This window comes from Rhizobium sp. BK313 (assembly GCF_014193655.1).
Classification (GTDB): Bacteria; Pseudomonadota; Alphaproteobacteria; order Rhizobiales; family Rhizobiaceae; genus Rhizobium.
In genome coordinates this window covers 493,428-506,050 of sequence record NZ_JACHZQ010000001.1, presented here as the reverse complement: position 1 = coordinate 506,050, position 12,623 = coordinate 493,428, and the positions used below count along the sequence as shown (strand labels likewise).

General features: G+C 59.7%; 13 protein-coding genes. 11 read left to right on the top strand and 2 right to left on the bottom strand.

The features are described 5' to 3' along the window. Positions 1-107: 107 nt before the first annotated feature. The 6 genes from FHT86_RS02380 (at position 108) to FHT86_RS02355 (ending at position 6,717) form a co-directional block, all read left to right on the top strand. Positions 108-2,510 carry a marine proteobacterial sortase target protein gene (locus FHT86_RS02380; protein WP_133705269.1) on the top strand — a complete coding sequence of 801 codons (2,403 nt, stop codon included), beginning with the start codon at positions 108-110 and terminating at the stop codon, positions 2,508-2,510. 5 nt (positions 2,511-2,515) lie between these two features. Further along, positions 2,516-3,235, top strand: a complete 720-nt coding sequence (locus FHT86_RS02375) for a class GN sortase (protein ID WP_133705268.1) — start codon at positions 2,516-2,518, stop codon at positions 3,233-3,235. 67 nt (positions 3,236-3,302) lie between these two features. Then, on the top strand, positions 3,303-4,451 hold the full coding sequence (locus tag FHT86_RS02370; RefSeq protein ID WP_246779362.1) for a PQQ-dependent sugar dehydrogenase: 1,149 nt from the start codon (positions 3,303-3,305) through the stop codon (positions 4,449-4,451). Between the two features lie 92 nt (positions 4,452-4,543). Next, entirely contained in the window at positions 4,544-5,434 is an 891-nt protein-coding gene (locus FHT86_RS02365) for a DMT family transporter (RefSeq protein ID WP_133705267.1), read from the top strand. Positions 5,435-5,932: 498 nt separating this feature from the next. Continuing rightward, the gene (locus FHT86_RS02360) at positions 5,933-6,148 is read left to right on the top strand and encodes a cold-shock protein (RefSeq protein ID WP_004116423.1); all 216 of its coding nucleotides are present in this window, start codon (positions 5,933-5,935) and stop codon (positions 6,146-6,148) included. Between the two features lie 146 nt (positions 6,149-6,294). Further along, the gene (locus tag FHT86_RS02355; protein WP_133705266.1) at positions 6,295-6,717 is read left to right on the top strand and encodes a BA14K family protein; all 423 of its coding nucleotides are present in this window, start codon (positions 6,295-6,297) and stop codon (positions 6,715-6,717) included. Positions 6,718-6,780: 63 nt separating this feature from the next. On the opposite strand, the gene FHT86_RS02350 is transcribed toward FHT86_RS02355, so the two are convergent. Continuing rightward, complete coding sequence (locus FHT86_RS02350; RefSeq protein WP_133705265.1) at positions 6,781-7,425, bottom strand: MBL fold metallo-hydrolase; 645 nt, start codon at positions 7,423-7,425, stop codon at positions 6,781-6,783. A 169-nt stretch (positions 7,426-7,594) separates the two neighbouring features. Between FHT86_RS02350 and FHT86_RS02345 the strand changes: the two genes are divergently transcribed. Together FHT86_RS02345 and FHT86_RS02340 are read left to right on the top strand one after the other, a co-directional pair. Continuing rightward, a complete protein-coding gene (locus FHT86_RS02345) occupies positions 7,595-8,212 on the top strand; it encodes a DUF1236 domain-containing protein (RefSeq protein WP_133705264.1) in 618 nt (205 codons plus the stop codon). A gap of 246 nt (positions 8,213-8,458) precedes the next feature. Beyond that, a complete protein-coding gene (locus FHT86_RS02340; protein ID WP_133705263.1) occupies positions 8,459-8,719 on the top strand; it encodes a hypothetical protein in 261 nt (86 codons plus the stop codon). 71 nt (positions 8,720-8,790) lie between these two features. Here FHT86_RS02340 and FHT86_RS02335 read toward each other — a convergent pair whose 3' ends face one another. Continuing rightward, complete coding sequence (locus FHT86_RS02335; RefSeq protein WP_133705262.1) at positions 8,791-9,681, bottom strand: branched-chain amino acid aminotransferase; 891 nt, start codon at positions 9,679-9,681, stop codon at positions 8,791-8,793. A 258-nt stretch (positions 9,682-9,939) separates the two neighbouring features. Here FHT86_RS02335 and FHT86_RS02330 point away from each other — a divergent pair, with 258 nt between their 5' ends. From FHT86_RS02330 to FHT86_RS02320, 3 genes are all read left to right on the top strand, one after another. Beyond that, on the top strand, positions 9,940-10,416 hold the full coding sequence (locus FHT86_RS02330; RefSeq protein WP_133705261.1) for a MarR family winged helix-turn-helix transcriptional regulator: 477 nt from the start codon (positions 9,940-9,942) through the stop codon (positions 10,414-10,416). Between the two features lie 88 nt (positions 10,417-10,504). Then, complete coding sequence (locus tag FHT86_RS02325) at positions 10,505-11,206, top strand: response regulator (protein WP_133705260.1); 702 nt, start codon at positions 10,505-10,507, stop codon at positions 11,204-11,206. A gap of 25 nt (positions 11,207-11,231) precedes the next feature. Next, positions 11,232-12,611, top strand: coding sequence for an ATP-binding protein (locus FHT86_RS02320; protein WP_133705259.1), 1,380 nt, complete (start codon positions 11,232-11,234; stop codon positions 12,609-12,611). Positions 12,612-12,623 lie beyond the last annotated feature (12 nt).

Below are 12,623 nucleotides of genomic sequence, written 5' to 3'. Positions count from 1 at the left end.
ACAAATTAGCCTTAACAAATGCTTTACGGCGCCGCAATTCGGTCCTGAAGCAGCCCGCTTCCCACACTCTTATCGTGCAATCGCAGCCAGTCACGCAGGGGGTAGCCATGTTTCTGGATGACGAATGCACAACCGAGCGCCTGAGGGCGCGCAATCTCCTCTCTTCTTTCTCAATCGCAATGACAACATTGGCCGCGCTGGCGGTCACGATGCTGTGTCTCATCACGGCTGCGCGCGCCGAAACTGCTGGCCAGTCGAGCCAATCCGGCCAGCAACTCGCCGGCCTCATCCGTCCGAACGACGTCAACAGCGGCTCGTTGCTCTTCCCATCCAAAGAGCCCGGCTATTATGTCGAGGCGCCGCGCCTGAAGACGGATGTCGAGATCGACGTCACCGGCCCGGTTTCCCGCGTCAAGGTCACCCAGCGCTTCCAGAACCCGAGCAAGGGCTGGATCGAAGGCACCTATGTTTTCCCGCTGCCGGACAATGCAGCAGTCGATACGCTGCGCATGCAGATCGGCGACCGCTTCATCGAAGGTCAGATCAAGCCGCGCGAAGAAGCCCGGCAGATTTATGAGGATGCCAAAGCGCAGGGCAAGAAGACAGCCCTGCTCGAGCAGCAGCGGCCGAACATCTTCACCAATCAGGTTGCCAATATCGGTCCCGGCGAAACCATCGTCGTACAGATCGAATACCAGCAGACGGTCCATCAGTCGGCTGGCCAATTCTCGCTACGCTTCCCGATGGTCGTAGCTCCACGCTATAACCCGCAGCCGATCGTACAGAGTGTCGAGTTCAACAACGGCACCGGTTTCGCCGTACAGCAAGATCCGGTCCCGGACAGAGAGAAGATCGAAGCCCCGGTTCTCGATCCGCGTGAAAACGCCAAGATCAATCCGGTATCGTTGACCGTCAATCTCAAGGCCGGCTTTCCGCTCGGCGAGGTGAAATCCGCCTTTCATGAGGTCAATGTGACCGAAAACGGCGAACAGGGCCGCACGATTTCGCTGAAAGGCGACTCGGTGCCCGCGGATCGTGATTTCGAGTTGAGCTGGAAAGCGGCTCCCGGCAAAACGCCAAGCGCCGGCCTGTTCCGCGAAGCAAAGGACGGCAAGACCTACCTGCTGGCCTTCGTAACCCCGCCGCCGACGCCGGATGCAACGACCGAGCAGCCGAAGCGCGAGGTGGTCTTCGTCATCGACAATTCCGGCTCCATGTCGGGCCCGTCGATCGAACAGGCCCGCGCCAGCCTGGCACTTGCGATCTCCAAGCTGCATCCCGGCGACCGCTTCAACGTCATCCGTTTCGACGACACGATGACCGACTATTTCCACGGTCTTGTCGCCGCCACGCCGGACAACAGGGAAAAAGCCATTGCCTATGTCAACGGCCTGACAGCCGACGGTGGCACGGAAATGCTGCCAGCTCTCTCGGACGCGCTGCGTAATCAGGGACCGATCGCCAATGGCGCGCTCCGCCAGGTTGTCTTCCTAACCGACGGCGCGATCGGCAACGAGCAGCAACTCTTCCGGGAGATCAGTCAGAACCGCGCCGACGCCCGCGTCTTCACCGTCGGTATCGGCTCTGCCCCGAACACCTACTTCATGATCAAGGCAGCCGAAGCCGGCCGCGGCACCTATACCGCCATCGGTTCTCAAGATCAGGTCGCCGAGCGGATGGGCGAGTTGTTCACCAAGCTCGAAAATCCCGCCATGACCGACATTGCCGCCAGCTTCGACAATGCCAAGGCTGACGACATCACACCGAACCCGATGCCTGACCTCTACACCGGCGAACCGGTCGTGCTGACAGCCGCGCTCTCCGACGCACAGCCGACCGGCAAGCTGCAGATATCAGGCAAGACCGGCGCCCAGCCCTGGCGCGTCGAGATGGACATCGCCAACGCCGCCGAAGGCAAGGGCATTTCGCAGCTTTGGGCGCGTCGCAAGATCGACGATATCGAAGCCCGTGCTTACGAGACCCAGGATCAAGGAGCCCTGGACAAGCAGGTCGAAACGGTGGCGCTCGCGCATCACCTCGTCTCGCGCGTCACCAGCTTGGTCGCCGTCGACGTCAGGCCCTCACGTCCAGCCGACCAACCGCTCGGTTCAGCCAAGCTGCCGCTGAACCTGCCCGCCGGCTGGGATTTCGACAAGGTCTTCGGCGAAGACGAAGTGCCGATCACTGCGCCTGGCGGCGAACACAAGGCCTCGGTTGAGCCGATCGGCCCGACGGATGAACAGGCCAAAGTGGATCAGGCTGATGTCAACGGAGCTATGCTCTCCAAGGGCGGGTTGGCAAAACGACAGACCGCGCTGGCAAGCCAGATTGCCGCTGCGCCGACACCCGCCACCGCCAGCATGATCGCTCGCCAGGCCACATCCAGCATCAACCTGCCGCAAACGGCGACACCGGCCGAACGCAATATATTGATCGGCTTGGCGCTACTCGTTCTGGCGGCGACTACGGCGGGGCTCATGATGCTGCGCCGCTATGTGTTTGGACGGTGATTGCGATGGAAGGGGAAAGTATTTTGTTTTCCCCTTCTCCTCTCGGGGAGAAGGTACGCAAGGGATCCGCTGGAGAGAAGAGGTTTCATCGCCTCGAAAACCTTGCTTTCGCCTGCGTCGCAGTCCTCGCCCTAACGGGCCTGACCTTGCTCAGCAGCGGCCTCTACATGAAAGCCAAAGCCGAGCTCGCGCAGATCTTGCTGAAACGCGCTTTCGCCGCCGAGCTGCGGGGCGAGGATGCAAAACCCTGGCCCTGGGCGGATTTTACCACCGAGGCTGAGGTGCGGGCGCCGCGGATCGGCGCGGAGGCGATCGTGCTTGCCGGCGCCAGCGGACAGGCGCTGGCTTTCGGGCCTGGCTGGCTGACAAATACGCCACAGCCGGGTGAAGAAGGCACCGCCGTCATCGCCGCTCATCGCGACACGCATTTCCGCTGGCTGAAGGACGTCAAACCGGGTGATTTAATCGAAATCACACTGCGTGACGGCAAAGTACTCACCTTCCGTGCCGGCCAGGGTCGCGTCGCCCGTTGGGACCAGAACGGCATCGATCCCGCAGCCGCCGGGCGTCACCTGGCGCTCGCCACCTGCTGGCCGTTCGGCGCCGTCACGCGCGGGCCGCTGCGCTATATCGTGGACGCCGAGCTGGTGGAAACGGACGGCAACGGGGTCACGCCGCGCGAACAGACAGCTTCGATGGACACAAAGACGTTATCGCGGCTGTAGCGCGCCTTGAACAACAATCTGCCCATCCCACGTTGGATTAACAGTTCGTGGCAAGGGAGGAGACGGATTGAAACGCCTTCACGGAACGGGAATTTCCGTTGTCCTTGCTGCTTCTGCGTTGCTGTCGGCGAATGCCGCCCTCGCCGATCCGGTCAAGACCATCGATACGCTGAGGGTCAAGGTCAAGATCGAGACAATCGCAAGCGGGCTCGATCATCCTTGGGCAGTGGAAGTGTTGCCGGACGGCGCCTATCTTGTGACGGAGCGACCAGGCCAGATGCGCGTCATCCGCGACGGCAAGAAGTCCGTTCCGATCGCCGGCATGCCGGATGTCTATGCCCGCGGCCAGGGCGGGTTGCTCGACGTGGCTCTCGATCCGAAATTCGCCGGCAACCGCACCGTTTATTTCACCGCCTCCATCGCCACGGACAGCGGCAACGGCACAGCAGTCTTCCGCGCCGTCCTGTCGCCGGACGAGCGGCGGCTGACCGACGTGAAGCGCATATTTCTGATGAACAAGCTGTCGCGCGGCAGCATCCAATATGGCTCGCGTATCGCAATCGCCAAGGACGGAAGCCTGTTCGTCAGTCTCGGCGACCGGGGTCAACAGAATCGCGCCCAGGATTTCCACGACGATGCCGGCTCGATCATCCATATCGGGGCCGACGGCAGCATTCCCGCCGACAATCCATTCAGGGATGGCTTAAGGGCTTTGCCGGAAATCTGGTCCAAAGGACATCGCAACCCCCAAGGCATCGCCTTCGATACCGCAGACGGCAAGCTCTATACGGCTGAACACGGCGCCAGAGGCGGGGATGAGATCAACACACCAGAGGCGGGCAAGAACTACGGCTGGCCTGTCATTTCCTACGGACGCAATTATTCCGGCACCAAGATCGGCGTCGGTACAGCAAAAAAAGGCTTGGAGCAGCCGATCTTCTATTGGGATCCGTCGATCGCACCCGGCGCCATCGCCGTCTATCGCGGTAGGATGTTCCCGGAGTGGAGGGGCAATTTCCTCGTCACCGCGCTGAAATTCAAGCTGCTGTCGCGTCTCGATCGCAATGGCACCGGCAAGGTGATCGAACGGGAACGCATGTTCGAAGATGATTTTGGACGGCTGCGTGATGTCGTCGTCGCGCCGGACGGCGCGCTGTTGATCACGACGGACGAAGAGGACGGCGCGTTGCTGCGTATTTCCCGGGCAGCGGAATAGTGCGTCGCCGTTGGTGCCCTTTCGCCTTGCCCAGGGGAAAAGCAACTGCTAACGGTCGGCTTCCCCTCTTCTCCCCCTCCCGTAGGATGTAGATGACTCGCATACAGGCGAATTTGGTGTTGTTGTTGGCTGCCGCCATCTGGGGCGGCGGCTTCGTCGCGCAGTCGACGGCAATGAAGGCGATAGGGCCGTTCTGGTTCATCGGCCTGCGCTTCGCCGTCGCCACCATCGTTGTCCTGCCCTTCGTCTGGATGGAAAACCGCAAGACTGAGAAGCCCCTGACACGCCGGAACTGGCTTTCCTTCTTTCTCATCGGCGTCGCACTCTTCGGTGGGGCGGCAACGCAGCAGATCGGACTTTTGACGACGACCGTCACCAATTCCAGCTTCATCACCGGCCTTTACGTCGTCTTCGTGCCGCTGATCGCCGTCGTCTTCCTGCGTCGGCCACCACACTGGATTATCTGGCCGGCCGCGTTGACCGCGCTCGGCGGCATCTACCTCCTTTCCGGCGGCTCCTTTTCGCGGCTGACCATTGGCGATTTCCTGACTGTCGTCTGCGCCCTCTTCTGGGCAGCGCAGATCACCCTTGCCGGCTCATCCGTCAGCGAAACAGGCCGGCCGCTCGGGATCTCCGCCATGCAATTTGCTGTCACGGCGGTCGCCGCCCTTGCAGTCGCTGTGGTTGCCGAGCCGATCAGCATCGCCGACATCCAAGCTGCGCTAGGTCAAATCCTCTATGTCGGCATCTTTTCGTCCGGCCTTGCATTCGTGCTCCAGGTGATCGGCCAGCGCTATACAACCGCGTCGCAGGCTGCGATCTTCCTCTCTTCGGAGGCTTTGTTCGGCGCGTCGCTTGGTGGATTACTGCTCGGCGAGAGCATGGGACCGCTCGGCTATGCCGGCTGTGCCCTGATGTTTATCGCTATGCTTGCGGTGGAACTGGTGCCTGAGCTCGTCCGGCGGCGCAGTGTCGTCGCGTGAAAGTCCGTTGAAAATACCCGTTATGGCTGCCTTGCACGGTCGTTTATGAATTTTTTTCGAATGATCCGAAAGACGGATTCTGAGTATATCATTTGGGAAAATTTCGCCAAAATTATATCGCAAACGATACAAAAACCTTAGAAACTCATTCTCAATGAGGGAAAACTTCCGAATCGCGTTAACACACTTGCGTTACGGCAGTGTGCTCTCCGTGACACGTTAAAAAACTTTTGCTTGCCAATTCCCCATAAACACAGCACTCTCAGCGTTGTTCGGGCATTTTTACAGCATGGGAAGTCCTTAATAAAGTTGCGCGCCGGAAACGCTAATATTCCGGTCAGCCTGGTTGAGAAACGAGCGCGAAAATCGCTTCGAGACCACGCCGAGGTATAGGGGACCTTTTCCTTCAAATTGCGAGAACTGCCTGCAAGCGCCCGCAAGGGCAATACAGCAATGCTGCCCGTGTGGATGGTGGGCAGAGAGAAAAGGACCTGACGCATGGCCGAGACTGGCACTGTAAAGTTTTTCAATACCGATAAGGGCTTCGGTTTCATCAAACCGGACAAGGGTGGCGCAGACATCTTTGTGCACATTTCCGCAGTACAGGCTTCTGGTCTGGCAGGATTGTCGGAAAACCAGAAGGTAAGCTTCGACACGGAACCGGATCGCCGCGGCAAGGGACCGAAGGCCGTCAATCTTCAGATTGCAGGCTGAGAGCGCCCTACGGCTGTCATTCGAGTTGAAGCCCGGCAGAGATGCCGGGTTTTGTCATTCAGTCTGTATTCAGCTTGCCGTGTCTAGTCTGCCTCCATGTAAGATTGGGAATTACGGTCTTCCGGTTCCCCTCAGAGGACAGGCTTATGAACATGCTCGGCAAATCCCTCCTTATGGCTGCAGCGCTGACGCTGACATCCATTTCCACCGCTTCGGCCGATGATCGTTGGCATCATCACAATGGGGACGGCTGGGCGATTGGCGCCGCGGGCCTCGCTACCGGCCTGATCGTCGGTTCTGCGATCGCCAGCCAGCCACGTTATGTCGAACCTGGTCCGGTCTACGTCGACCCCGACTACGCTCCACCCGCGCCCGACTACTATCGCGCTCCGCCGCGCCGGGTCTATGTCGAGCGTGACGTCGGCTATTACGCTCCGCAGCCGGTTGGTTTGCGTCCCTGGTCGTCGCAATGGATGCGCTATTGCTACGACCGCTACAGCAGCTTCGACGGGCGCAGCGGCACCTACCTCGGCTATGACGGCATGCGCCACTTCTGCACGGCCGACTGATCGCCATACCGGCTGATGTCTTAAAATGAAGCGCCGCCATTTTGCGGCGCTTTTGTTTTGGCTTCACAGCCCACGCAAGAAGGGGTTGGTGCGGCGCTCCTCGCCAATCTGGCCGCCCGGGCCATGGCCGCAGATGAAGCCGATATCATCGCCCAGGGGAAATACCTTGTCGCGGATCGACTCCAAAAGCTGCTGGTGATTGCCGCCCGGCAGGTCGGTGCGGCCAATCGAGCCTTGAAACAACACATCGCCGACGTGGGCAAACTTCTGTGTTCTGTTGAAATAGATGACATGGCCCGGCGCATGGCCAGGGCAGTGGAAGACTTCGAATTCATGCTCGCCGAAGGAAACTTTGTCACCGTCGTTCAAGAAGCGATCCGGTACCACATTGCGTACGCCCTCGATGTTGAACATCTTGCCCTTAGCCTCGATATCCTGCAGCAGCGGCCGGTCGTCTTCATGCGGTCCAATGACCTCAAGGCCCAAAGTTTCCCGGAGTTCGTCCGCGCCGCCAGCATGGTCGATATGGCCATGCGTCAGCCAGATTGCCTTCAGCGTAATGCCATTTTCGCGCACCGTCTGCAGGATGACATCGACATCGCCGCCGGGATCGACCACGACTCCCTCCTTCGTCTCCGGATCGAACAGGATGGTGCAATTCTGTTCGAAGGGTGTCACCGGAATGATGCCGGCCTGGAGCATGCCCATGGGAAGCGCCTCGTCTGTTGAATGCATATCCTGCCGGTATAGTCCCAAACACCGGGCAAAACAGCCCCTTCTCCTGGGAAATTGCCGAAGCCGCGGGACGCCTGGCGGAACACTCAGTCCTCCCGGGCGTTTGCACAGGTAGACTCCCCTGAGCAAAAGGAGAAAGCCAATGTCCCCAAAGAGAAACCTGTTGCTGACTGGTCTCGTGCTCCTGAGCAGCGCCGGGCTCGCGCAGGCGCAGATGTCGGCGACAACGGCGACCGATCTTAACGTCCGCACCGGTCCGGGTCCGCAATACCCGACTGTCGGTATGGCGACCCGCGGCTCGGAAGCGACCCTTGATGGCTGCATCCAAGGCAGCAGCTGGTGCCGCATCGATGTCAACGGCATGCGCGGCTGGGTGGATGCCCAGGCCCTAAGTGTCGAACAGAACGGCAATCCTGTTGTCGTCGAGGAGCATTACACGGAGCTCGGCGTCCCGACGGTCACCTATACCGAGACCGATTCGACGACGACGGGCAGCGTCTCTCCCTCACCGGACGACGAACTGATCGGCCCGGTCGAAGAGGTCGATGCCGTCACTCCACCGGCTGAAGTCCGCACCTACATCACGCAAAACCCAGTCGACACCATTCGGCTGCGCGGCGATGTCGTGGTCGGCGCCACCCTGCCGCAGAGCGTCATCGTCCATCGTATCCCGGATTATGATTACAGCTACGTCGAGGTGAACCGCCAGCCCGTGCTGGTCGATCCAAGTACCCGGCGCATCGTCTACGTCTACCGCTGATTCGTTGTCACAGGCAGCAATTCGTCAAAATCATAGGCGGCCAAGGGGCCGCCATTCATTCTCCGCAGTTTTTCCCCCAGATAATTGCAGAATTCTCCCGTGTGAGTTGCCTTTCTATTTCCACCGGCCGATGCATGATGTAATCCTAATATCGGTGAGGATTACTGCCACTCCCGAGGCTCGGTCCGGGATGCGGCGTGAGGGCATCCGGAAATGGCTTCCGGGACAATGGGAGAAGGGGCAATTATGGAAAGTTTGGGGCCTATCATCACGCAACTGATCGCCGGTGCAATCGGCGGTAACGCGGCCAGCGCCGCCCTGAAGCAGCAAGGGATCAATCTCGTCGCGAGAACGGTTGCCGGCGCCATCGGCGGTCTTGGCGGCGGCCTTATTCTCAACCTCATCGGCAGCGAAGCGCTGACCGGTCTTATCGCGCAGGGCATTTCCTCGCTGATCGCCGGTGGCGTGCTCTCCGCGATCGTCGGCGCAGTTCTCGGCCGCAAATAAGACGAGGTATCGGACGCAACGAAAGCCGGACGACCAAATGGACCCCGGCCTTCGTTGACTGTTCCAAAGCCTTATTCGGCAGCCGCGGCAGTCGGGTAGACTTCCTTCATGTAGTCGTTCATCAGCGTTTCGCTGATCGATGCCGGCGTGAAACGATAAGGCCCGATTTCCGACACCGGGGTCACTTCAGCAGCCGAGCCGGTCAGGAAGCATTCGCTGAAACCGGACAGTTCCTCCGGCAGGATCGCCCGTTCGACCACCTGCAAGCCGCGGCGTTTGGCGAGTTCGATCACCGTCTGGCGCGTGATACCGTTCAGGAAGCAATCCGGCGTCGGCGTATGGATAACACCGTCCTTGACGAAGAAGATGTTGGCGCCCGTCGCTTCCGCCACCTGGCCGCGGTAGTCGAGCATCATCGCGTCGGCATAGCCTTTGGCTTCGGCGGCATGTTTGGAAATTGTGCAAATCATGTAGAGGCCAGCCGCCTTCGAGGCGCAAGGTGCGGTCTTCGGATCGGGGCGGCGATATTCAGCGACATCGAGACGAATGCCCTTCAGCTTTTCGGCCGGATTGAAGTAACTGCCCCATTGCCAGATCGCGATTGCCACGTTGATGCGGTTGTTCTGGGCGGACACGCCCATCATCTCGCTGCCGCGCCAGGCGATGGGCCGCACATAGGCTTCGGAAAAGCCCTGGCGTTTCAAGAGCTCGATCGTCGCCGCATCGAGCTCGGCAACGCTGTAGGGGATTTTGAAGCCGAGAATATCGGCGGACTTGTGAAGACGCTGATTGTGCTCGGTCAGCTTGAAGACCTGGCCACCATAGGCACGCTCGCCCTCGAAGACCGCGCTCGCATAATGCAGACCATGGGTCAGCACATGAATCTTAGCGTCCTTCCAGGGCACGAACGCGCCATTGAACCAGATCTCCCCATCCAGTTGATCAAAAGGAACCGATGCCATCTTAATATCTCCTCCGGCGCCCGGACGCCATGACTGTTGATTGTTGTCCCCATTACGCATTATCCACGATGTAGTGGGGAAAATATGAGACGTATTGGAGTTTTGCGAAGCCGGGCTTAGTTTCCAAATATGGCCATATCCGTCCGGGCGGCGCAAGATCGGCGGAAACTAGCAGCGACGTAAAAATACGTCAATAAAGCTGACATATTTTTGCGTAAAGTTTCCCGATTGCCCCAAAATAGGAAAGGAAATGCCAACGTGCCACGACAGACGAGCCAAAGAGCGGCAAAACCGGAGCTGCTGGCAACGCCGATGGAGAATGTGGGGATCATCGATTTCGAGATCATCGAGCTGCTTTTCTTTGCCTATCGCGACTTCGTGTCTGATCCGGATCAAATCCTGGACAAGAGCGGATTCGGGCGCGCGCACCATCGCGTCGTTCATTTCGTTAACCGCGAACCGGGCATGACTGTTGCGGACCTGTTGGAAACGTTGAAGATCACCAAACAGAGTTTGGCGCGGGTTCTCAAACAATTGATCGATTCAGGGTATATTCGTCAGGTGGCCGGGCCTGAGGATCGTCGGCAGCGTAAGCTCTACCCGACGCAAGCCGGCCGCGATTTGGCATTGGCGCTGGCGGAGCCGCAATCGCGCCGTATTGAACGGGCATTCGAAGGCGCGTCTGATGCGACGCGCGAAAGCGTCAAACGGTTCCTGAGGGGAATGCAGGACTGAGACATGATCCCGAACCGAAGAACCGCGAACCGGATCTCGGATAAGATCATCTCAATCAAACAGATAGAACAAGATCGAGACGGATTGAATGACGACAAAAACAGCAATTTCGGACGATGCAGCGCACCTCCTGGTCGTGGATGACGACACGCGTATCCGCGCCCTACTCAACCGTTATCTCATGGAAAAGGGATACCGGGTGACGACCGCTGCCGATGGCTCCGAGGCCCGCCGCAAGCTCGAAGGGCTCGATTTCGACCTGATCATCATGGACGTTATGATGCCTGGCGAATCCGGCATCTCGCTGACGGCGAGCCTTCGAGCCATCAAGAACATTCCGATCATCATGCTGACCGCCCTTGCCGAGTCGGAAGCCCGTATCGCGGGGCTGGAAGCCGGCGCCGACGATTATCTGCCGAAACCCTTCGACCCTCGCGAACTCGTGCTGCGCATCAACAATATCCTCCGACGCAACGCGCCGGCCGACGCGCCGAAGATCGAACAGGTGATGTTCGGGCCTTATACTTTCTCCCTGACCCGCAAGGAGCTGAAGAAGGCCTCGGAGCTCATCCGCCTGACTGACCGGGAGCAGGAAATCATGCTGCTCTTTGCCAAGCGCGCCGGCGACACCATCCCCCGCCACGAGTTGATCGGTAACGATGCCGAAGTCGGCGAGCGCACCATCGACGTGCAGATCAACCGTTTGCGCCGCAAGATCGAGGACGACCCTGCCAACCCTGTCTGGCTGCAGACCGTGCGCGGCATCGGCTACCGCCTGAGCATAGACTAATATCAACTCCCAGGGATCAGCGGCGATGGTGACATTCGACTCGATCAGGCGCGATCAGGAGCACACGCCCTCCAATGGTCTTCGCTGGTTTTCTCGCTGGTTGCGCCGGCGGCTGCCGACCGGCATCTACGCACGCACGCTGTTGATCTTCATCCTGCCGATGATCATCCTGCAGGCGGTCGTGACCATCGTCTTCATGGAACGCCACTGGCAGATGGTGACGCAACGCCTGTCAATGGCCACTACTCGCGACATCGCCGCCATCATCGATATTATCCAAACCTATCCGCAAGACGCCGACTATTCCGAAGTCACGCAGATGGCCCGGCAAAAGCTCGACCTCTCTATCTCGATCGAGCCGAAGGGTGAGCTGCCTCCGCCGCGCGAGAAGCCGTTCTTCTCGATTCTCGACGGCATCTTGAGCGACGAAATCCGCGACCAGATCAACCTGCCCTTCTGGATCGACACAGTCGGCAATTCCAGCCTTGTCGAAATTCGCATCAAGCTGCCGGACAAGGTGCTGCGCGTCTTTGCCAAGCGCAGCCAGACCTACGCCTCGAATACGCATATCTTCATTCTCTGGATGGTCGGCACATCGCTGGTGCTGATCGGGATTGCCGTGTTGTTTCTGCGCGGCCAGATCCGTCCGATCCTGGCGCTGGCGCAGGCCGCGGAAAGCTTCGGCAAAGGCCAGCGGCGGGACGACTATTCGCCGCGCGGCGCCGATGAAGTCCGCCGTGCAGGCCTCGCCTTCATTCTGATGCGCGAGCGCATCGAGCGGCAGATCGAGCAGCGCACGGCGATGCTCTCCGGTGTTAGCCACGACCTGCGTACCGTGCTCACCCGCTTCAAACTGCAGCTCGCCCTCGTTGGTGATAGTCCCGATCTCGTCGGCCTCAATGAGGACGTCGAGGACATGCAGAGCATGCTGGAGGGCTATATGGCCTTCGCCCGCGGCGAGGCGGAAGAGGATGTCGGCAAGCTCCGGCTCAGCGATATCCTCGACAAGGTCGAACAGGACTTCTCGCTGCACGGAAAATCCATGACTTTTTCCATCGAGGGCGACAACGAAATCTCCGTCCGGCCGAACGCCTTTACGCGGCTGGTGACGAACCTTGCCTCCAATGCCCGCCGCTACGCACACACGCTCCACATCGAGGCCAAGCACAGCACCAGATGGCTGACGATCATTTTCGATGACGATGGCCCGGGCATTCCCGTCAAAGCGCGCGAAGATGTATTCAAGCCGTTCTTCCGGCTGGACGAGGCCCGCAATCTCGACAATTCCGGCACAGGCCTCGGCCTTGCCATCGCCCGCGACATTGCCCGCAGCCATGGCGGCAACGTCACGCTTGGCGACAGTCCACAGGGTGGCCTGCGCGCCACCATCCGCATTCCAGCCTAAGAGGGGACGCCG

What these genes read in the sequence shown, in the direction of transcription:
- FHT86_RS02320 (WP_133705259.1), top strand. Translation starts at nt 11,232, where the DNA reads ATGGTGACATTCGACTCGATCAGGCGCGATCAGGAGCACACGCCCTCC.
- FHT86_RS02350 (WP_133705265.1), bottom strand. Translation starts at nt 7,425, where the DNA reads ATGGGCATGCTCCAGGCCGGCATCATTCCGGTGACACCCTTCGAACAG.
- FHT86_RS02380 (WP_133705269.1), top strand. Translation starts at nt 108, where the DNA reads ATGTTTCTGGATGACGAATGCACAACCGAGCGCCTGAGGGCGCGCAAT.
- FHT86_RS02325 (WP_133705260.1), top strand. Translation starts at nt 10,505, where the DNA reads ATGACGACAAAAACAGCAATTTCGGACGATGCAGCGCACCTCCTGGTC.
- FHT86_RS02365 (WP_133705267.1), top strand. Translation starts at nt 4,544, where the DNA reads ATGACTCGCATACAGGCGAATTTGGTGTTGTTGTTGGCTGCCGCCATC.
- FHT86_RS02360 (WP_004116423.1), top strand. Translation starts at nt 5,933, where the DNA reads ATGGCCGAGACTGGCACTGTAAAGTTTTTCAATACCGATAAGGGCTTC.
- FHT86_RS02345 (WP_133705264.1), top strand. Translation starts at nt 7,595, where the DNA reads ATGTCCCCAAAGAGAAACCTGTTGCTGACTGGTCTCGTGCTCCTGAGC.
- FHT86_RS02375 (WP_133705268.1), top strand. Translation starts at nt 2,516, where the DNA reads ATGGAAGGGGAAAGTATTTTGTTTTCCCCTTCTCCTCTCGGGGAGAAG.
- FHT86_RS02335 (WP_133705262.1), bottom strand. Translation starts at nt 9,681, where the DNA reads ATGGCATCGGTTCCTTTTGATCAACTGGATGGGGAGATCTGGTTCAAT.
- FHT86_RS02355 (WP_133705266.1), top strand. Translation starts at nt 6,295, where the DNA reads ATGAACATGCTCGGCAAATCCCTCCTTATGGCTGCAGCGCTGACGCTG.
- FHT86_RS02340 (WP_133705263.1), top strand. Translation starts at nt 8,459, where the DNA reads ATGGAAAGTTTGGGGCCTATCATCACGCAACTGATCGCCGGTGCAATC.